The sequence below is a fragment of the Vibrio lamellibrachiae genome (assembly GCF_050337265.1).
Classification (GTDB): domain Bacteria; phylum Pseudomonadota; class Gammaproteobacteria; order Enterobacterales; family Vibrionaceae; genus Vibrio; species Vibrio kyushuensis.
Window position 1 is genome coordinate 513014 of the sequence record NZ_JAKJSU010000005.1, and the last position, 21252, is coordinate 534265.

General features: G+C 42.7%; 13 protein-coding genes. 7 read left to right on the forward strand and 6 right to left on the reverse strand.

Going from position 1 to position 21252, the window contains the following annotated elements:
- Nucleotides 1-51 precede the first annotated feature (51 nt).
- The 3 genes from L4C54_RS07900 to L4C54_RS07910 all read right to left on the reverse strand — a co-directional run bounded on the left by L4C54_RS07900 (nucleotide 52) and on the right by L4C54_RS07910 (nucleotide 4886).
- Nucleotides 52-750 carry a 1-pyrroline-5-carboxylate dehydrogenase gene (locus tag L4C54_RS07900; protein WP_428807735.1) on the reverse strand — a complete coding sequence of 233 codons (699 nt, stop codon included), beginning with the start codon at nucleotides 748-750 and terminating at the stop codon, nucleotides 52-54.
- A gap of 10 nt (nucleotides 751-760) precedes the next feature.
- Entirely contained in the window at nucleotides 761-3874 is a 3114-nt protein-coding gene (gene putA, locus L4C54_RS07905) for a bifunctional proline dehydrogenase/L-glutamate gamma-semialdehyde dehydrogenase PutA (RefSeq protein WP_428807736.1), read from the reverse strand.
- A gap of 184 nt (nucleotides 3875-4058) precedes the next feature.
- A complete protein-coding gene (locus L4C54_RS07910; protein WP_428807737.1) occupies nucleotides 4059-4886 on the reverse strand; it encodes an AraC family transcriptional regulator in 828 nt (275 codons plus the stop codon).
- 427 nt (nucleotides 4887-5313) lie between these two features.
- On the opposite strand from L4C54_RS07910, the gene L4C54_RS07915 reads away from it, so the two are divergent.
- Together L4C54_RS07915 and L4C54_RS07920 are read left to right on the forward strand one after the other, a co-directional pair.
- Nucleotides 5314-6417 carry a PEGA domain-containing protein gene (locus L4C54_RS07915; RefSeq protein ID WP_428807738.1) on the forward strand — a complete coding sequence of 368 codons (1104 nt, stop codon included), beginning with the start codon at nucleotides 5314-5316 and terminating at the stop codon, nucleotides 6415-6417.
- Between the two features lie 176 nt (nucleotides 6418-6593).
- The gene (locus L4C54_RS07920; protein ID WP_428807739.1) at nucleotides 6594-8417 is read left to right on the forward strand and encodes an SUMF1/EgtB/PvdO family nonheme iron enzyme; all 1824 of its coding nucleotides are present in this window, start codon (nucleotides 6594-6596) and stop codon (nucleotides 8415-8417) included.
- Nucleotides 8418-8492: 75 nt separating this feature from the next.
- Here the strand turns inward: L4C54_RS07920 and pdxH are convergent, their stop codons facing one another.
- Entirely contained in the window at nucleotides 8493-9128 is a 636-nt protein-coding gene (gene pdxH / locus L4C54_RS07925; protein ID WP_428799746.1) for a pyridoxamine 5'-phosphate oxidase, read from the reverse strand.
- Between the two features lie 242 nt (nucleotides 9129-9370).
- On the opposite strand from pdxH, the gene L4C54_RS07930 reads away from it, so the two are divergent.
- The 4 genes from L4C54_RS07930 (at nucleotide 9371) to L4C54_RS07945 (ending at nucleotide 15561) form a co-directional block, all read left to right on the forward strand.
- Nucleotides 9371-10762 (forward strand): HlyD family type I secretion periplasmic adaptor subunit, encoded by a 1392-nt coding sequence (locus tag L4C54_RS07930; RefSeq protein ID WP_428807740.1) that lies wholly within the window; start codon nucleotides 9371-9373, stop codon nucleotides 10760-10762.
- Nucleotides 10763-10843: 81 nt separating this feature from the next.
- Nucleotides 10844-11509, forward strand: coding sequence for a transglutaminase-like cysteine peptidase (locus tag L4C54_RS07935; RefSeq protein ID WP_428799744.1), 666 nt, complete (start codon nucleotides 10844-10846; stop codon nucleotides 11507-11509).
- 5 nt (nucleotides 11510-11514) lie between these two features.
- A complete protein-coding gene (locus L4C54_RS07940) occupies nucleotides 11515-13425 on the forward strand; it encodes a bifunctional diguanylate cyclase/phosphodiesterase (RefSeq protein ID WP_428807741.1) in 1911 nt (636 codons plus the stop codon).
- 18 nt (nucleotides 13426-13443) lie between these two features.
- On the forward strand, nucleotides 13444-15561 hold the full coding sequence (locus L4C54_RS07945; RefSeq protein WP_428807742.1) for a type I secretion system permease/ATPase: 2118 nt from the start codon (nucleotides 13444-13446) through the stop codon (nucleotides 15559-15561).
- Nucleotides 15562-15734: 173 nt separating this feature from the next.
- On the opposite strand, the gene L4C54_RS07950 is transcribed toward L4C54_RS07945, so the two are convergent.
- Together L4C54_RS07950 and L4C54_RS07955 are read right to left on the reverse strand one after the other, a co-directional pair.
- Nucleotides 15735-18278, reverse strand: coding sequence for a glycosyl hydrolase family 18 protein (locus L4C54_RS07950; protein WP_428807743.1), 2544 nt, complete (start codon nucleotides 18276-18278; stop codon nucleotides 15735-15737).
- Between the two features lie 334 nt (nucleotides 18279-18612).
- The gene (locus L4C54_RS07955) at nucleotides 18613-20010 is read right to left on the reverse strand and encodes a tryptophanase (protein WP_428807744.1); all 1398 of its coding nucleotides are present in this window, start codon (nucleotides 20008-20010) and stop codon (nucleotides 18613-18615) included.
- A gap of 420 nt (nucleotides 20011-20430) precedes the next feature.
- On the opposite strand from L4C54_RS07955, the gene L4C54_RS07960 reads away from it, so the two are divergent.
- Nucleotides 20431-21081, forward strand: a complete 651-nt coding sequence (locus L4C54_RS07960; protein WP_428799739.1) for a DUF2057 family protein — start codon at nucleotides 20431-20433, stop codon at nucleotides 21079-21081.
- The last annotated feature ends 171 nt before the right edge of the window (nucleotides 21082-21252 follow it).

A 21252-nucleotide genomic window follows, 5' to 3' on the forward strand; every position in this document is an offset into this window, starting at 1 on the left:
CGCCCCAATAGTTCGGGGCGCTATTTTGAAAGAGCTTGTTGCTTGTCGTTATTAGTGAGCTTCGTTTCCAAGCTCAAGCAATGTCGCGTTGCCGCCCACTGCGGTGATATTGATGGTTCGAGTTCGTTCGGTAATAAAGCGCAAACATAAAGCAGGATCTTGCGCACTTGTTAGCTTTGACATGTCCGTTTCTGTTGTCAGTAATACAATCGCGCCTTCTTGGGCTGTCAGCTTGCGATTAATCCCAATTTCAGTATCAATGGAACCAATGTACCCAACACTTCGAATATTGGTCTCAAGTAACGGTTGGTAGGCTTCTAGCGATTCAAACTGCAATACGTTACTTGGCAGTAATGCCGCTTTAAACGACTTTTCTAGCAGCGACACCAACTCCATATCATCACTACACATAATCACACTATTGCCAGCCAATAATGCTGCTGATAGTTGCGCAACAACGGCTAGTCGAGAATTGGCAATCGTACTGTCATGGATGATAAGCGCCACTCCACGACCAGAAGTGTATAGCTCGTTTGTTTCTCCAGTTGGCCCCACCAACTGATGCGACTGGCTTAGAAAGTTAGCAGCTTGTTGTTCGTGAAACTTGATTACAGCACTCAGAGATGGTTTTGCCTTTTCAATCTCTGCCTGTGCTGATAGCAGGTACTCACTTCTGAGTTTATAATCGACTTGGTTCCAACTTTCCCACGCGAGATAGGAGTCAGAGTAACGAGTAATTTGATGCATCATGTTCTTTCTCCTAAACCGACGTTTCCGTGAGTTTCAATTGTGTATAGCGGTAAAGGTAATGAGGCCCACCCGCCTTTGGTCCAGTACCTGAAAGGCCCTGACCACCAAAAGGCTGCACACCTACCACAGCTCCAACTTGATCTCGATTGATATAGCAGTTTCCGACCCTTGCGTGGTTTTCTATCCATCGATATGTCGTTTCATTTCGACTATGGATACCCATTGTTAGACCAAAGCCTGTCTGATTGATTTGTTCAACCACTTGAGCTAACTCCTGCGCTTTATAGCGGACGATATGCAAAATTGGCCCGAAGTGCTCTTGATCCAAAATTGAAATATTCTCTATTTCAAATGCACATGGCGCAACGAAGTCACCAAACTCACACGTTTCATCCAGTGTTAATTGAGCAACTTTTTTCGACGTCACCATCATTTGATCGATATGAGCTTGTAATTTCTCTTTAGCCAAGGTGTCAATGACAGGTCCAACATCGGTACTGTGTAGATATGGAGCGCCAACACTGAGCTCATTCATCGCACCTTGAATCAGTGAAATGATACGGTCAGCAATGTCTTCTTGAACGTATAAAACGCGAAGTGCTGAACATCGTTGACCCGCAGAGGCAAATGCTGAACGAATAACATCACGAACCACCTGCTCAGGCAGAGCCGTACTGTCAACAATCATGCAGTTTTGGCCGCCGGTTTCAGCGATAAATGGAACTGGCGATTGATCTCTTTTTGCTAGAGATTGATTAATGCGTTGGGCTGTTATGGTTGAACCAGTAAACGCGACCCCCGCAATGGCCGAGTGCGTGGTTAGAGCAGTACCAATCTCACTACCCTTACCTGGCAGCAATTGAATCGCGTCTTTTGCAAAGCCTGCTTGATGCATCAATTTAACCGCAAAATCTGCTATTAAACTGGTTTGTTCCGCAGGTTTTGCAACCACTGTATTACCAGCAACCAAAGCCGCGGTAATCTGGCCTAAGAATATTGCGAGTGGGAAGTTCCAAGGGCTGATACAAACAAACACGCCTAAGCCTTCTCTAGAAGCAATCTGCTGAGTACCGTCAAATCCTTCGATTTGGATTGGACCTAATTTCTCAACTTGTTTTGCGTAGAAGCGACAGAAATCAACCGCTTCACGTACTTCGTCAATACCATCATGAATCGTTTTTCCCGCTTCTTTATGACAAAGTGCAACAAGTTCAAGAAGGTTGCTTTCAAGCAGTTCAGCAAGCGTATCTAGCGCTTGAGCACGCTCACTTACATCGGTTTCATTCCACCCTTTAAATGCAGCAGAGGCACACTCAATCGCCTCGGAAACATGATCAAGGCTAGCATAACCAACACTACCGACATCGATACGGCGATCATACGGTGCAGTAACCGTCACAACGTCTATAGAACTCTTATCCTCACCGTTAATGATTGGGCTAGCGTGCCACTGTTTATCAAGGAATGAGGCAACTTGTTCATCAAACAGAGTAGCTTCGCTTTCGATATCAATATTGACGCCCGCAGAGTTCTTTCTTTCAGGGAAAACATCACCAGGCAGTGGGATGCTATGGTTACCTAAAGAGTCGTACGCAAGGAGCATATCAACCGGGTGCTGAGTTAGACTCTCAACAGGGCAGCGAGCATCAACCAGACGGTGGACAAAAGAACTGTTGGCACCATTTTCTAGCAATCGACGAACGAGATATGGCAACAAATCTTTATGGCTGCCAACGGGAGCATAAATACGAACAGACTGTTTATAAGCTTCTTTCGCATGATGATAAAGCGAGTCACCCATACCATGCAGTCGCTGATACTCAAATTGATCATGAGTCGCCATCACTGAAATAGCGGTAACGGTATGAGCGTTGTGACTAGCAAACTGAGGGAAAATATTGCCTTTCACTGTGTCACTTAATAAAAAGCGAGCACAGGCTAAATAAGCAACGTCTGTCGCTTCCTTACGGGTATAAACTGGGTAATTGGCAAAGCCACCTTGTTGTGACAACTTAATTTCCGTGTCCCAGTACGCGCCTTTAACCAGACGAAGTGGAATGAGATCGCCTTGATCTTTTGCAAGCTTCGTTAACCACGCAAGAACCGCCAATGCACGCTTTTGGTAAGCTTGAACAACGATCCCCAGTTTACCCCAGCCTTTTACTTTGTCACTTTGATACAGCTTTTTAAATAGGTGCAGTGATAACTCTAAACGGTCGGCTTCTTCTGCATCAATCGATATAGCGACGTCTAGCTCAACAGCGCGATCTAGTAGTTGCATGACCGTGTCGTAAAGCTCAGTCAGTACACGTTCTGAATTAGCCACTTCGTATCGAGGGTGAAGAGCTGAAAGTTTGATCGAAACAGAAGAAGGTAAACCGCTTGCTTGACTCTGTATTTGACGCCCTACAGACTCGATTGCCATAAGGTAGCTTTTGAAATACTTATTCGCATCTGCTGTGGTTAGAGCGGCTTCACCTAGCATATCAAAAGAGTAACTATAACCTTTATCAACCAGTGGCTTGCCGTTCTTCTGTGCTTGCTCGATGCTTCGACCAAGAACAAACTGATGCCCCATAATCTTCATGGCTTGATTCATGGCTTGGCGAATGACCGGCTCTGACAATTTATTCACTAAGCGATTCACCGCTTGGGTCGGGCTACTGGATTCTTTCCCAGATAATCCCACAACCTTACCAGTGAGCATCAAGCCCCATGTAGAAGCATTAACAAAGACAGAGTCTGAATTCTTTAAGTGTGACTTCCAATCAGCAATACTTAATTTGTCTTTAATTAATGCATCAGCGGTAGCGCTATCAGGGATGCGCATTAAAGCTTCAGCTAAACACATCAATAAAATGCCTTCATGAGTATCTAAGCTGTACTCAAGTAGCAACGCATCAATCATTTGAATCGATTTTTTATCCGCACGAATGGCTTCAATTAACAGCGTCGTCTTTTCTTCAATTTGCTGTTTTTCGTTATTAGAAGACGTTGCTAGAGGTAATAATTGCTCAAGCCATTGGGATTCATCGACCATATAGAGTGGCGAGATCAGTGACCACAAAGTATCAAGTGGCTGATCTATAAACTCTGCTTTCAACACTTCAGTAGCTGTAAACATGGTTTTCCTCAATCTCACATCCAAAGAGAATCTTTAGATTTCCTACCATGGCTGGCAGTGTATTTTGAGCTTGAGTTGATTACTTGTCAAAAACTCCGAGTATTTTGCTGTTTTCTACGATAATTAACAGAACATAAACAAAATCACATTCATTTAAGCAATGTAATGTGCGGATTATTTGGCTTCACTTAACATTATGTATATTTTTATATTGTCTTGGTGACATACCTTGCAACCTTGAAAAGCTGTGAGTGAAGGTACTTTGCCCAGAAAACCCAGATAGCTCTGCCACTTGTCCTAAAGAGTATTGCCCTTTTTCAATTAGAGATTTGGCCCGATCAATTCGCTTACCCAATACGTATTGATGAGGGGTAATTCCCATCTGCTCCTTAAATAAATGATGGAATTGGCTTTCAGCTAAAAACACGCTGCCAGCGAGCTGAGCGACCGAGATCTTTTGCGTCAAGTGCTGTTCGACATAACGTTCAATAGCGTCCAAATCAAAGCGAGAGTCTTTTTTAGAGTGCTCAAAATGAGAAATATGGCGCTGAAATAGCGCAATGACCGTGTCATTACATGCTCTGCTTAATAACTGGTCATCGGGGTTCAACTGCATTTCGACGGTCAACATTTGAATGATTTTTTGAATCTGCCCATCTAACTGGAAATAGGTGTCCGAATTAGCCAGTTGATTGAGCTTCTGCAAGATTAGAGGATCATCGTCACTAGGCATTGGCATATTCAAGACCAATATTTGTGAATTACCAACGACAGCACCAAAAGCATGATCACTTCCTGATGTCACAACACAACCTTGTCCTGGGCCGACTAGGTTGCCTTTACCGGCGACTTCAAACTCGGCTTTTCCTTTTAGCCCAATCACAATTTGAGTGTATTGATGGTCATGACAGTCCATATACGACGGTAGAGTGACTAATTCCGCAGGCTTTGGCGACAAAAGATTGGCTCTGCCAATTAAATCTGATTTGGTCGTCTTATTATTATCTTTCATTTAAGGCTTTCGACTCTGTAGTTATATCGCATATTACAGCAAAACCATCGCAAATTGCATGAGGAGTAGCTAACGAATAACAATATGAACACATAGGCACACTCACAATAGGAATTGATGTTTATTTGAGCACCACAGTAAAAGGAACAATGATCGAGTGCACATTAATTACGGTTCATGTCTATTCAATCGATATAGATGGATGCTGCATCAAATTATAGGCTTGCATATTTTAAGATAAAGACCAGAATGGACGTTGTACGACTTAAAATTTATCTACCAAACTTTTCTATCGACTTGTTATTGATAAATTTTCCGTACAAATAGAAACAAAATATTTGTTATGAGGCAGTCAAAAGCCCGTCAAAAGTTTGTCTTTTCCACTGATGAATAAGTGGGTTAACACGTTAATTTGTTGCAGGGACCTATGATCAAACGTCGAATCCCAGCGCTATTGCTTGCGCTAATCCCTTTTTGGGTATCTCTATCGGTGAACGCGGAAGAAGCCAACCAGATCGATCCGGTTGCCGCTATCGATGAAAAAATTAATATTAAGCAAAACGAACTGAATACTATCTCTTCAGAGTTTGAAGCTGAAGGTAGCAAACTTCAACAGCTTAAAAACGAGCAAGCTCGTCTAAATCGCAATGAGAAAGAACTTAATGCGAAGCGCAACAGAGCTAAATCTGCGCTAGACAAGCAATACAGTCGCTTGCTTGATGATCCTGAAACTGATCTTATTTCTTTCCAGAAGAAGTATCAGGAGTCTTGGGCTGCGGTTAAAGAAAACCAATCGAGCAAGCTTGAAAACGAGCAAGCCATAACTGAAGCAGAAATGCGTCTTTCTCAAGTAAAACAAAAGCAAGCTCGCCTTAATACTGAGTTTTCAAATTTGAGAGAACTTCGTGTCGATGCGAGAGTTAAGCGAATTCAGTCAGAGCTTCGTGAAAGTGATGTTCTTGAAACAAGTTATAAAACTACTTGTTCAACAACAATGACACTTGGCGAATGTGCAAATCAAGGTAGCCACTTAACTAAACAAAAGGCAGTAAAATCGTTTAGAGCTAAGTTGCTTGGCAATCTAACTGAATCAGTGATCGCGAAACAAAACCTTAAAGGTGTTCAGCTTAATATTCACATCCAAGAAAGCCAAGTTATCCGTAGCGGCTTTGAAGGTAATAATGAGTACTTCACCCAACTACAATCTCAGCTTCAAGCAAAACCAGAAGCTGTGGCAGCATGTAAGTTACTTAACGTATCTCCTCGATACTGTTTAAGAGGTGAAGCAGCAGCGACTACGAAGAAAAACGATAAAAAATGGGCTAACGTAACCGTTCGTTCAGATCAATATAATGATTCTGTCGTTATCAATGGCGTTGATTACGGTAGTACTCCTATTGAAGTTGTTCTACCGAATGGACGTCATCAAGTTAGCGTATCTAAAAGTGGATATGAAACTTACAATCGTGTTCTTACTATTAATGGTAATGACACCGTTTGGGTGAAACTACGTCCAAGTAAGCAAAGCTAATAAGTCTGGTATTTGAGTGAAAGTCTAAATTATGGTTAAGCATACAACGACTTGCTCTTACAAGGACTCAATAGCTACACCATTTTGTCATCAAGCTACCACTCGGCGACTTAGGACAAAATGGTGTTTTACTTACAATCAACCATATATTATTAATTTGATGAAGTAGGAAAACAATGCGTCAAGGTTTACCCGCTCTCTTACTAGCTCTCGCTCCTTGTCTAGTTGCAACCTCTACTATTGCAGAAGATGTTCCTACATCCGTGATTGCAATAGATGATGCATTGTTCACTAAACATGCTGAGTTATCGAGTGCTATAAAGGACAGAGATAGCCAACAGCAAGCAGTTGATAAGCAAGAAGATCAATTAGCTAGCGTCAATAAGCAGGCTAAAAAGCTTGATCGTTCATTAGCGAAAGCGAAATCGAATCTAGAGCGTGACTATCAACGCATGATCGATGAGCCGGAACTCGATCTCACTTCCTCTCAAACTAATTACCAAGAGGCTTGGGCTGAAGTAAAGCAAAACCAAATTTTACGTCTTGAAGCAGAGCAAAAGCTTCAAGAGCAACAATCCCTTCTTCTGACAAAAATAAGCAACGTCGCCGCGATCGAAGAGAATATATCTCACCTCGACAGCTCTAAATTACGCGCTCGAGCAGATCGATTGAAGTACGAACTTAGACAGTCAGGCACTCAAAAAGTTAGCTTTACTAACGTCTGTGCTGCCAACATGACGATTGCTCAATGTGACAAACAAACTGTCGATCTTGCACTGCAAAAATCCGTCAATCAGTTCCAAGCTACGTTGGTTGCTGACACGACAGAAGAAAATCTGATTAAGCAGAACCTAGATAAAGTCTCTCTTAACATTCATGTATTGCGCCATAAAACAATTGAATCAGGCTTTTATGATGGTAAGCGTTACCGTGCTGTCATGGATGTTCAATTAGATGCTAGACCCACTGAAGTTACTGCTTGTAGTCTGCTTGGCCTTGATTCTCAGTACTGTTTTGCACCTGGTCAATACAATGAAAGCCAAGTTAAGCAAAAAGAGACCGCTTGGGTTAATTTAGTGGTGCGTTCGAATCAGCATAATGATCGCGTATCAGTGAATGGCGTAAGCTACGGCAGTACACCTGTTGAAATAATGCTGCCAGTCGGCGCTCATATGATAAGTGTTGCTAAAGAAGGTTATAGCTCGTTCAACCAAGAGCTAAAAATAAACTCAGATCACCAGCTCCGTGCTGTTCTACGTGAGAACCAGAACGAGCTAGCAGCGGGCGATATATTTGCTGATGCATTGTCTAGCGACGGAGTTGCGCCAAGCCTAGTCACTTTTGTGCCAGGAACGTATCTCATTGGCAAACATGGTTCAAAGCAAGTTCACCTTGATCATGCTTTCGCAATAGGAGCGACACCAACAACAGTGAATCAGTTTGAAAATTTCATCGATAGCACCAACTATCAAACTGATGCTGAGCTAACCAAAGTATGTACGACGATTCAACGATCTGAGATCACGCCAATCCCAGATAGCTACTGGCGAAACCCTGGCTTCAAACAATATTCGAACTCCCCTGTTGTTTGTATTAGCCAAAATGACGCAACAGCCTATACAAAGTGGCTTAGCGAACAAACAGGTTACAACTATCGCCTGCCTACTGAAGATGAATGGGAAATCGCAGCGAGATCTGGCTCTGAAACAAATTATTGGTGGGGCGACAAATTTAAAACAGGCGAAGCGAATACTGGTTGGAGTGGCACACCATGGTCAAACTCTAGTACCTCTCCAGTAAGTGCATTTAAACCTAATAACATGGGCTTATATGACACTGTTGGTAATGTATGGGAGTGGACCAATGATCGCCGTGGTATGTCAAAGGGCGGAGCTTGGAGCTTCTCCCCATCAATGGCTTCATCACATGAAAGACTGTTTGTTGCACCAGAGTCTGCATCAAACTATGTCGGGTTCAGAATCATTAGAGAAATTAACTAACCTTTTCTGACCAATAAAAATAACAAAGCCGCTATTAACTAGCGGCTTTTCTATATAACTTACAAAACAACAAACCTACGGTGCTAGTCGATCGATATCCCACTGCCCGTCATGTTGGGAAAACAAAAAACGGTCATGCAAGCGGCGCTCGCCACCTTGCCAAAATTCAATTGTTTCAGGTCTAATTCGAAATCCACCCCAAAATGTTGGTACGGGTATTTCACCTTTCTCAAACTTTTTCTTCAACTCGAGAAATTTGCCCTCTAATACTCCGCGAGCTGAGATTCGGCTACTTTGACGACTGGCAATCGCTGCAATCTGGCTATCCTTAGGGCGAGAGGTAAAGTACTTCATATTCTCCATCGCACTCAATTTTTCGGCCGTCCCAGTAATATGTACTTGACGCTCCATTGGGTGCCACGGGAAGTGTAGACTCACCTTATTGTTTACGCCTATTTGTTGTGCTTTTCGGCTACCTAAGTTTGTGTAAAACACAAAACCGTTCTGATCAGCATTTTTTAATAACACAATACGCTGGAATGGTTGCCCGTTCTCATCGACTGTCGCGACCGTCATCGCAGTCGGATCCGTCAACTTTGCTTCAATAGCTTGTTGAAGCCAAACATTGAACTGCTCAACTGGATTAGCGTTTAAGTCACTTCTTCTCAATCCATCTTTCGCGTACTCACGACGAATATCTGAAAGTTCCATTTCAACTCCTGATTATTTTTCATCGATTGTGCTCTGATAGCGTCTAGAACTCAAGTCTGATGTTAGAAATGTCACAGCAAACGAACTTTGAAAAGGTTGCTAAACTAAATGATGGGTCACAAAGCTGGCACTAAGCATTACCGAAAGCCAATACATATGAGTGATAATCGTTATCAAAACCTTAACATTTGGCTCAAGTAGTAATAAAATCAATAGAATAATAGTTATCGTAAGGATACACCGTGAGCAAAGGCAGTTATGAAAAGCTCTCTCCTACAGAATTAGATTATGTTGATGACAAAACAGCTGCGCTACTTCTAAACACTCCTAGTAGTGCACGAGTCATGTTATGGGTCATGATTCTTTTCTTCATCATCGCGATCGCATGGTCGTCATGGGCGGAAATTGACAAGGTAACCGTGGGCCAAGGGAAAGTCGTTCCTTCGTCTCAACTTCAGGTCATCCAGAACTTAGAAGGTGGCTTAGTTAAACAGATTCTCGTGCGAGAAGGTGACTTCGTAGAGGAAGGTCAGCAGCTATTACTGATTGATGATACTCGTTTTCGTTCCGATTTTCGCGAGCGCGAACAACAAGTCGCCAATCTAACCGCAAACGTTCTACAACTATCGGCATCGATGACCAGTGTTGTCATTAATGAAGAGTTCGATGAAAGTAACTGGCGCACCAACGTTACCTTAAATTATGGAAAACTCGCCTTTCCACCTATCTTATCCGAAGCACAACCTAAATTGGTTGCGAGGCAAATTGCCGAGTACCGCCAAGATCTGAATAATTTGAGAAACCAAATCTCCGTCATTGATCAACAAGTCACTCAGAAACTTCAAGATTTGGTCGAAATTCAAGCTCGAGTTAAAAACCTCAAAAGAGGCTACAGCTTTGCCCTAAAAGAACTCGAAATTACACGTCCTCTCGCAGATGAAGGTGTCGTTCCTAAAATCGAATTACTGAAGTTAGAACGTCAGGTGAATGATACTCGTCGTGAAATGACGTCAAGTGAATTAAAAGTGCCTGTTTTACGGTCTGCTATTAGAGAATCTATGCTTAGTCGAATTGATGCCGCGCAGAAATTTCGTTCTGAGCAGCAAGAAAAGCTCAATCAAGCACAGGATAAACTCTCTTCAATTACCGAATCAACGATTGGGCTTGAAGACAGAGTTAATCGAACCGTTGTTATATCCCCAGTGAATGGCACGGTTAAAACTCTATACGTTAATACCGTTGGTGGGGTAATACAGCCAGGGATGGACATTGTCGAGATTGTTCCAGCTGAAGATACTTTGCTAGTAGAAGCTCAAATAGCGCCACAAGACATTGCTTTTTTACGCCCAGACTTGGTAGCGATCGTAAAATTTAGTGCTTATGATTTTACCAAGTATGGTGGACTAGAAGGCTCACTTGAACATATCAGTGCTGATACAACACAAGATGAAGAAGGTAATAGTTATTACCTTGTACGAGTACGAACTGAACATACAGGTCTTGGGGAAGATGATTCATTGCCCATAATACCGGGTATGACAGCCTCTGTTGATATCATTACAGGTAAGCGAACTGTCATGAATTATCTACTAAAACCTATATTAGGTGCTAAAGAAAACGCATTAAAAGAATGACAACAATTCATATTCTAAAGGATCAGAAATGCTGAAATTGATCGCCCTAGTGCACCTAAACACTTTGACGCACTTGTAGTCATGTATAAATACTGCCTTGTATTACTACTGGTACTTTTTACTTCAACTAGCTCTGTTGCTCTAAATACTAGAGAGCAACAGTGGGTAGATGCCGTAAGTCGTACATATGGCGAAAGAGGCGGAAAAAGAGTCGAAACATGGCGCAAACAGATCGCAATTTTTCATGGATTACCTGAACGAGATCAATTAACAGAGGTGAATCGATTTTTTAACCAACTCAATTTTGTTAATGACATTCACCTTTGGGGAAAAAAAGACTACTGGGCGACACCACTTGAGTTTTTGGGAAGTAATGCAGGAGATTGTGAAGACTTCACAATCGCGAAATATTTTTCCCTCCTTGAGCTAGGTGTTTCAGATAAAAAGCTTCGATTAGTTTATGTTAAAGCTATCGAACTAAATCAGTTTCATATGGTTTTAGCGTACTACTCTACACCAAGTGCTGAACCAGTCATTTTAGACAATATAAACGGACAGATTAAACCAGCGTCACAACGAAAAGATCTACTGCCGATATACAGTTTCAACGGTAAGAACTTATGGCTGATGAAATCGAAAAAAGGCCAGTTGGCTGGCAAATCCTCTCGCTTGAGCTTATGGAACGACCTAAGAGCAAGAGAACGATCACTAAAACTTAACAAACCTATTGTTAGTTACGATGAGTAAGCAACATGACACTATATAAACAGCTTGTCGCGGGTATGATTGCGGTATTTATTATGCTGATGGCATCAGTATTTATTATCGAGTTCAATACCACACGAGATAACCTAGAGCAGCAGCAACGCTCTGAAGTCAATAACACGATCAACACGGTTGGGTTAGCACTTGCGCCTTATCTTGAAGATAAGGACACCGTTGCGGTTGAGTCGGTAATTAATGCCCTTTTCGATGGCAGTAGCTACGCTGTTGTTAGGTTAATCTTCCTAGACTCCGGGGAAGAGATTCTACGCTCTTACCCTGTTAAACCCAGCGATGTTCCTACGTGGTTTACTGATTTACATCTTTTTCAGCGTATCCACGATCGACGCGTTGTGACCAGTGGCTGGATGCAATTAGCGGAAGTTGAAATTGTAAGTCACCCTGGCGGAGCATACAGTCAACTCTGGATTGCTCTCAAACGCTTGGTTATCGCTTTCAGCATGATTTTCACCATTGGTCTTGTCTCAATCGCCTTTATTCTTAAACGCGCGTTAAGACCACTTCAGCTCATTGTAGAGAAGATGGAACAGGTCGCTAAGAACCAATTTGGCGAACCGCTTCCAAGACCAGCCACTAAAGATCTTATCTATGTCGTTGATGGGATCAACCGAATGTCGGCCCAAGTCGAAAAAGCATTCCAAGCTCAAGCAAAAGAAGCACAACAATTACGAGAACGCGCATATATCGATCCTGTGTCTAAACTCGGTAACCGCGCCTACTATATGAACCAGCTGAACGCTTGGCTAAATGAAAATTCAAGTGGTGGCGTTGCTATCCTTGAAGCTGGGTTTATCAAAGAACTGTATGATGAAAAAGGTTATGAATCTGGCGATGGCATGGTTCAGCAATTAGCCGATCATCTAAAGATTTCGATCTCATTTCCTAACCTCACCATTGCTCGTATTTCGACAGAAGAGTTTGGTTTCATTTTCCCTAACATGGACGACAGTGAACTGAAAATTGTCGCTGATAGCTTGCTAAGCTATGTCCAAGATATCAATTCTGACCCAACTGGAACTGCTGCTCTTAACTTATCACTGGGCGTTGTTCACACTAAAGAATCAAAATCGTCTACTGAGATTTTGAGTTTGCTTGATAATGCACTCGCTAACGCCAAATCAAACCCGGAAATCGCCTACGGGTACGTTTCGAGCGACAGCAGTAAAAACCTCATGGGTAAACAGCAGTGGAAAGCATTGGTTGACGAAGCCATTCACAATAACCTTTTCCAATTCCGCTTTCAGGCAGCCAACAATAGTTGGGGACAAACCTATCACCGAGAAGTCTTTTCCTCTATTGAAAAAGATGGCGAACGATTTAGTGCCAACCAATATCTATTTGCTCTAGAGCAGCTAAACGCAAGCCACATCTTTGATGAATTCGTCATTACAGCAATGATAGATAAGCTTGAAAACAAAGAACTTGTCGACCCTATAGCGATCAACATTTCGCAATCTAGTATCGCTCAACCAAGCTTCATTCGTTGGATAGGACAAAAGCTGGCGAAACACGAATCTGTGGCTGACAAGCTACATTTCGAGATCCCAGAAACATGTTTCAACACCTCACCACACCATACGGCTCTGTTTTGTAATGCCGTTCGTAATGCCGGTGCTGAATTTGGTGTAGATAATTACGGACGAAACTTCCAATCTCTTGATTATATTAATGAGTTCAGACCAGCCTACGTGAAGCTTGATTACCTATTCACTCACCATTTAGATGATGAAAAACAGAAATTCACTTTAACCTCAATCTCTCGAACTGCCCATAACCTTGGCATTAAAACCATCGCGTCTAGAGTAGAAACGCAAACACAGCTCGACTTCTTGTCTGAGCACTTTATTGAAGTTTTCCAAGGCTTTATTGTCGATAAATAACATTGAAGGTTTAACTGAATGCAGGACCCGCTACTCAATTCGCTCATTTATGTGAGCCGCTATTATGGATTGGCAAACTCCCCTGAAGCGTTGATCAATGGATTTCCGTTATCAGAAGGGAAATTAACACCCTTTTTATTTCCACGCTCAGCTGAGCGTGCTGGCCTTGTTGCCAAAGAAAATCGAGCTGAACTTAACGAAATCCCCGACCTTATCCTCCCTGTTGTTTTGCTTCTTAAAGGTGGCGACGCCTGTGTATTGAACAGCATCAATGCTGATAACAAAGAAGCAGAGATCGTAACGGGCGAATCAGGGCTTGTTCCCATTGTTATTTCGTTGGAGGATCTGGAGACCCAATTTACTGGTCGATACTTTCTAGTCAAAAAGCAATTTCGTTACGATGAGCGATCACCAGAAGTATTAAAAACACGCGAAGGACACTGGTTTTGGGGAACAATTTGGCAATCAAAGAAGATTTATCGCGATGTCCTCATCGCTTCAATTCTGATTAATATCTTCGCTGTTGCTGCCCCTATGTTTACTCGTTTAGTGTACGACAAAGTCGTCCCTAACTTGGCCTTTGAGACGCTCTGGGTTCTGGCGAGTGGTATTTTCGTTATCTTCTTATTTGACCTTACATTAAAGCTACTTCGCAGTTATTTTATTGATGTTGCAGGGAAAAAATCCGACATCCTGATATCTTCAAAGCTATTTAGTAAAGTTCTCGGCATCCGTATGGAGTCTAAACCACCGTCTGTTGGTGCATTTGCTCGGCATTTACAAGAGTTTGAATCAATACGAGAGTTCTTCACTTCAGCGACTATTTCGTCTTTAATTGATCTTCCTTTTTCACTGCTGTTTTTGGTACTTATCTGGTTAATGGCCGGTGATATCGTTTATGTTCCTATCGTTGGTGTACTAATTCTCGTTATTTACTCACTGCTTATTCAGGGGCCACTTCGTCGAGCCATTGAAGAGGGCTCTCGTCTCGCCTCTCAGAAATATGCCAACCTGATTGAAAGCATTTCGGGGCTCGAAACCGTCAAGCTTTTCGGTGCGCAGAGTCAATTCCAATATCGCTGGGAAGAGGCGGTTGCTCATATGGCGAATTGGAATATTAAGAGTAAACGTATTACGGATGGTATTCAAAATACCGCCGGATTTGTTCAGCAAGCCTCTAACGTTGGAATGATTATCGTCGGTGTTTATTTAATTGCAGAAGGCGAACTGACAATGGGTGGGCTCATCGCTGCAACCATGCTTAGTGGACGAGCAATTGGCCCGATGGTTCAGCTCTCTTTACTATCAACCCGTTATAACCAAGCTAAATCATCAATGACCATTATTGAACAAGTCATGCAAATGCCCGATGAACAAGAAGAAGGAAAGCGATACATACACAGGCCAATTGTTCAGGGAAAAATCGAATTAGACCGTGTGACATTTAGTTATCCTGATTCACCCGTAGCTTCAATACGTGATCTTAGCCTTTCCATTAATCCAGGTGAGAAGGTAGCAATTATAGGTCGTATTGGCTCAGGAAAAACCACTCTCGAGCGTCTGATCATGGGTTTATATCAGCCTACAGAAGGCAGCGTGAGAATTGATGAAACGGATATAAAGCAACTACACCACATCGATATTAGGCGAAACATTGGCTGTGTACCACAAGATAGTAACCTATTTTATGGATCCATTCGGGACAACATCACGCTTGGTCGTCCTCTTGCAGATGATAGAGATGTTATGGACGCGGCCAATCGCGCGGGTGTAACGGTCTTTACTCAGCAAGATCCTGCAGGTTTAGAGCGCCAAGTTGGTGAAGGTGGTTTATTGCTGTCTGGTGGTCAACGCCAAGCCGTTGCAATCGCTCGGGCCATTTTGGGACGACCTCCAGTACTACTTCTAGATGAACCGACTAGTGCAATGGACAACCGTTCAGAAATGCACATAAAACATCAGTTAGGTCAAATGACCGAAAAAGAAACCTTAATTCTAATCACTCATAAGACATCTATGCTCGATATCGTTGACAGAGTTATCGTGATGGAAAAAGGGAGTATTATTGCCGATGGGCCAAAGAACCAAGTACTTACAAACTTAAAACAAGGCAAGGTTCGAACCGCTACGAGTTAATCCTCTAGCGATACTTTCCGTTCGTTGTAGTAGCGATGACATATGCACAATCAAATTTAGTTCATAGTGCCAAAGTTCTTCTACTCCTAAATACAAAAAGCTCTGCTAATTAGCAGAGCTTTCTTTTTACTACCGATATCAATTAAACAATATCGAGTATGACGAATTATCTATTAATTGGTTGCACAATCCGCAACACCAACTTCTTTCCAAACGCCCCACTCTCCTGATTTAGAAGGATCTTCACCAGTTGTCCACCATTTCGCTTCGTACACTTTCCCAGCCCAAGAAACTTGTTGGCCACCGGTATAAACCGCGCCTGTTTCCCAAAGGTTGGTACAAGCACCACCTCCTGACGACGTTTTCAGAACCAATACATTCGCTAATGCATCAGAACTTAATGCCCCGTCACTAACTGATACAGAGAAGCTTAACGTTGTATCTTGAGTGTATTCCGCCGCCACAAAACTCACTGTAGCACCGTCTATTGTTGCACCTAACGACGCTGGTACAGTCCACGAGTACGTTAGAATATCACCTTCCGCATCGGTTGAGCCTGATGCATCAATCACAACAACATCACCTGCGTTAACTTGTGATGGCGCGGTTACGGCTGCAACAGGTGCTGTATTAACAGGGCCGGTATCAACTGGGTTAACGGTCACAACTACCGTATCACTCGCTGTAGCACCTTCGTTGTCTGTCACTGTTAAAGTGAATGTAAGAGTTTCAGATTGAGTCACTTCTAAAGCGTCAAAACTTGCTAATGCTGAAGTAGCATTAATCAAAGACACAGCCGTACCAGAAGCTTGCTCCCAAAAGTAGCTAGTGATTGTTCCGTCAGTATCTTTTGAAGCACTGCCATCTAAAGAAACGGTAGCGGGGCCAACAACAATTTGGTCAACACCTGCACTCGCAGTCGGCTTACGATTAACAGGATCAGTAGTACCACCCGCCAATCCTTCATGCATAGCATTTAAAATATCACCGTTATCCGCATCTATTTCCCATGAGAATAACCCTGCTAAGCCTAAGCTTCGAACATAAGCACCTTTTGCTTTAACTGAGCGGTCGTCATCAAAGGTGATCAGTTTTCCAGATGTTGGGTTCCAAACCCAAGCCGCTTCTGCTTGTTCATCATAGCCATACTCAAACCCATTAACCCCCGCGTTATTTGCGCCCAGCATATGAGTTTTCACGCCTTTATAATCAATAACGCCATCTTCCCAAACACCTTGTGCTGTTGTGCCAGTTAACTTGCCATTACCAACACCTGTCATAGGATCAGCAGGATCAGTCAGTGACTCTGGCATCACGCCTTCCCAACCACGACCGTACATTGCCGTACCTAAAACCAACTTGTTAGCTGGTACACCTTGCGCTAATAGTAATTGAATGCCGTTATCAGCAGTATAAGCAGGACCTTTATACTGCTCACCCGTTTCATCAAGGCCTGAGCCATCACACTGACCTGGACGCATAAAGCTACCGCAATTAAGTGCAGTCTGGTGCCCTAAAACATTGTTCCAACCGCCGTAAAAGTCGTACGTCATGGCAAAGATGTAGTCCATGTATTGAACCGCATCTGCATAATTCACATCTTCAATCTTGTCGTGCCCAACACCAATCGCCGATGTCAGTTCATAAGTACGGCCTGTTGCCGCCTCAAGCTCATCTAACATAGCTCGTAGCTCTTGCATCAAAGCAACATAAGCTGGACCATCATTAACTGGGTCACCAAGATCCGCTGCTGCGCCGCCACCGCCAGGAAATTCCCAGTCAATATCTACGCCATCATAAAACTTCCACGTTTTTAGGAATTTCTGAACTGATGCGACAAACGTATCTCTGTTTGTTTTTACGGTGAAATCAAAAAACGGGTCAGATAATGTCCAGCCACCAATTGATGGGATAATTTTTAGGTCTGGATTACGCTGCTTCATCGCCATCATCATTGCGTAATTGCCTTTGATTGGCGTGCTGTATTCATGCCCAGCTTGCGTAAAGCTCTTTTGGAATGCCGCCCAAGGGTCATGAATAACCACTTCGTAGTCGTTGACTCCCTTACATGCCGTCATTAATGCGTTATAGCTATTACCACCAACAGATTTTACAGACTCGTTAGGGCCACAAATAGGAATAAACCCATACAAAATATGGGTTAAGTTATCGACAGGAATATTGTCTACAGTGTAATCACGTCCATAGATGCCCCACTCAACAAAATAGGTACCAACAACTGTATTTGGATCGGTATTATAAGTTTTATTATTTGTGTCAATGTTCATTGCAAGTGGCGCTAAGTGTGCACCATCAGTATCTGCGATAGTGATCTCTACTGCGCTACTTTTGCTACAACTGGTCGCATCACAGGCTTCGATCTCCATCTGAAATAAACCGCCCGTTGGGTATTTAAAGTTTGCCGCAGTTTGGCCTCCTGAAATTGGCCCTGTCGCAACTTGTACACCATCAAAGTAGATTTTGTACGTGTCGCCAGTTTCACCACTCCACTGGTTAAACTTAACAGTAATATCAGCCTCATCATGGTAGGTCACCATTTGGTTGTAACCAGATGTTGTTTCCATCGCCAATTCTATTTTCGAAAACTGTAGGTTATTCGATCCATAGACGTCGACACTAGGTGCTGTCGGAGCTGCGTTCGCAAAGCCAGATAGGCCCATTGCGACACTTGCTGCACAGATAGTTATACGATTCATATCGTTATCGTTCCTTGAATATTTCAATAAAGTTGTGGGCACTATTTTTATGACTTCATTTATGCGCGTGCCGACACAGGCTGCTCCCAATGTGGGAATTGAAGAACATCAACCTTAGTATTCGAGAAACTTATTTATTAGTGCAAAAAAATAAACTCACTTTCGAGTCATGAATAAAAAATAAACAATTGTTAGCAATATGTTGCATCTCAAAAGTAATACTGAGTCAATATTTAATAAAAATGGCAGAATGAAGTGGAAAAAACATCTATACGTGCTACAGCCCTTTATTCAAAGGGTAACTAAAGGGCTGAATTAGGTTAGATAAACTCACTTATATTGAGGAAAATTTTGCAGTAAAGTGCCGTAACACTGGTGGCTCATATTCAAACTTAAGCCCTTTTAATTGGTCCGCTGTTTTTGCAAGTTCAATGATTGCGTCGGCAATATAGTCCATGTGGTCATTAGTATAGACTCGTCTTGGAATAGTTAATCTCATTAGCTCTAGTTCTGCCATTTTTTGTTCTCCGGTACTAGGGTCACGACCTAGCAGTAGAGAGCCTATCTCCACCGCTCTTATCCCAGCTTCAAGGTATAAAGCATTACAGAGAGCTTGTGCTGGAAACTGCTCTGGTGGGATATGGGGTAATATTTTAGCTGCATCAACGAATACAGCGTGTCCACCCGTGGGATCCTGAATTGGAATTCCAGCTTCTTTTAAGCGCTCACCCAAATAAGCGACTTGGCTAATGCGGTAATGTAAATAATCTTCATCTGCTCCCTCATACATCCCCCGAGCAAGGGCTTCCATATCTCTTCCAGCCATACCGCCATACGTCACGAAGCCCTCCATGGGTACACAACGAATTCTCACTGCTTGGAACAGCTCTTCATCATCCCGAATACAGCAAAGGCCACCGATATTGACTAACGAGTCTTTTTTCGCGGACATGGTCAGCATATCGCCGTATTGGTACATTTCTCGAATGATCTCTAAGATGCTTGTATCTTGATAGCCCACCTCTCTTTGCTTAATGAAATAGGCATTTTCACAATAACGCGCAGAATCAATGACCACGGGAATATCATAATGGGTTGCGATTTTATACACGGCCCGCATGTTCTCCATTGAAACCGGTTGGCCGCCTGAACTGTTACACGTTACCGTAGTTATAATCGCGCAAATATTTTCAGATCCGTATTGTCGAATCGTCGCTTCAAGTTTTTCTAAATTAAAGTTTCCCTTCCAATCGTATGGGACATCAGTATTAAACGCCTCTTCCGTTAGAACATTTATTGCTTTGCCACCGTTTAGCTCAATGTGACCTGCGGTCGTATCAAAGTGGTAGTTAGAGATAAATACCGGATTATCACCGCCTCTGACATGACGCATGCGTTCAATAAGAGCCGGAAACAATATCTGCTCAGCCCCTCTACCTTGATGTGCAGGAACCGTTAACTTATAGTGAAAAAAGTGCTCAACGGCATCGCACAAGTGGTAGTAATTTCGGCTGCCAGCATACGATTCGTCTCCCATCATCAAACCTGCCCATTGATGGTCGCTCATAGCGCCAGTACCAGAGTCTGTGAGTAAGTCGATATAGACATCATCACTACGAAGAGAGAAAGGGTTAAGACCCGCCTCTTCTAACGCGGATTTTCTATCTTCAAATGTGGTCATTTTGATGGGTTCAACCATCTTGATTCGAAATGGTTCCGGAATTCGTTTCATGAGAACTTCCTTTCTATGCAATTCATACAAATAACACTGCATAAGCTACGTGCTGAAAACCGTTACCTTTGATGGTACAGCTAATGCTTAGGTACGCTGACGTATCGATAGAAAGAAGTTATAGGATCTGTTTATTTAGAAGGGACAAGCAATAATCAAGGTTATACCAAGGCAGTAACTGTGGCGCGCTGTCGAGCTTACAATACGTCCTCATGACTCTGCCTCTTCGATTACGTGTAATTCCATTACATTGACTATAGCCCATAATACAAGCACATCGAATGTCTCAAGCTTAGAACAATCAGTCACATCAATAATCAGCATAAAACTTTCAGACTTCTCACATTGCTCTATTGCCTTTAGCTCCGTTACTAGGCAATCTCATGAGGTCAATTTTGAGCTTCACGCTAGGAAAATTTAATGAAACTAATAAAAACAATCTCCTGTACTTGCGCACTCCTCATTAGCCAATCTGTCTTTGCTGATGTCACAATTAATATTCCAGACAGTATCGATCTATACACGGCAAACGGTGAAAAGCCTGAGTTATCAGGTGGTTTTTTCTCTTCTACAAAAACATTAACGCTGCCAAATGGTGAAAACCAGATCGCATTTCGACACAACGTTTACTTTGATAAGAGTAACGACCGCATAACGGTAGAAGGCGACACCATCATTGCTAAATTTGATGCCCAAGATGAAGAGCTAACATTCTCTCTTCCGACATTCCGTAATGAAAGGGAAGCACAAGCGCAGATCAAAGATCTTGATTGGGCTCTTGTTAATACATCGGAGCAATCCATTGAAGTAAAACAAGATAAGTTGATGAAAGACGGTATGCAAATTGGTCGCGATTACCAACGTGAAGTCGAAGACTACAACCGAGCTGGCGGTATTGCTGCTATTACAGCAATGGGGGTTGCTATACCTGTGACTCTGCCCGAGCCTGTTCCGGTACAATTACCTGAAAAATCAGGGTCAGCAGACACAGCAGAAGAGATGCTTCACTTTTGGTATGACAAAGCAGATGAAGAGACCAAAGCTCGCTTCAAAGCTCACATAAACAAATAGCCTGTACTAGCACCTATTCAGCCATGCAGCTTCATAATTTGACTGCATGGCACTTATTGAATTCATTTACTTGTTCTTTCACCTCATGCTTTTTATCTACCCCAGCTTTCACAATTCCGCTCTAAAGTAATGGTCACATAATTGAGAGTTTGCTAGCGTCATAACTAACCC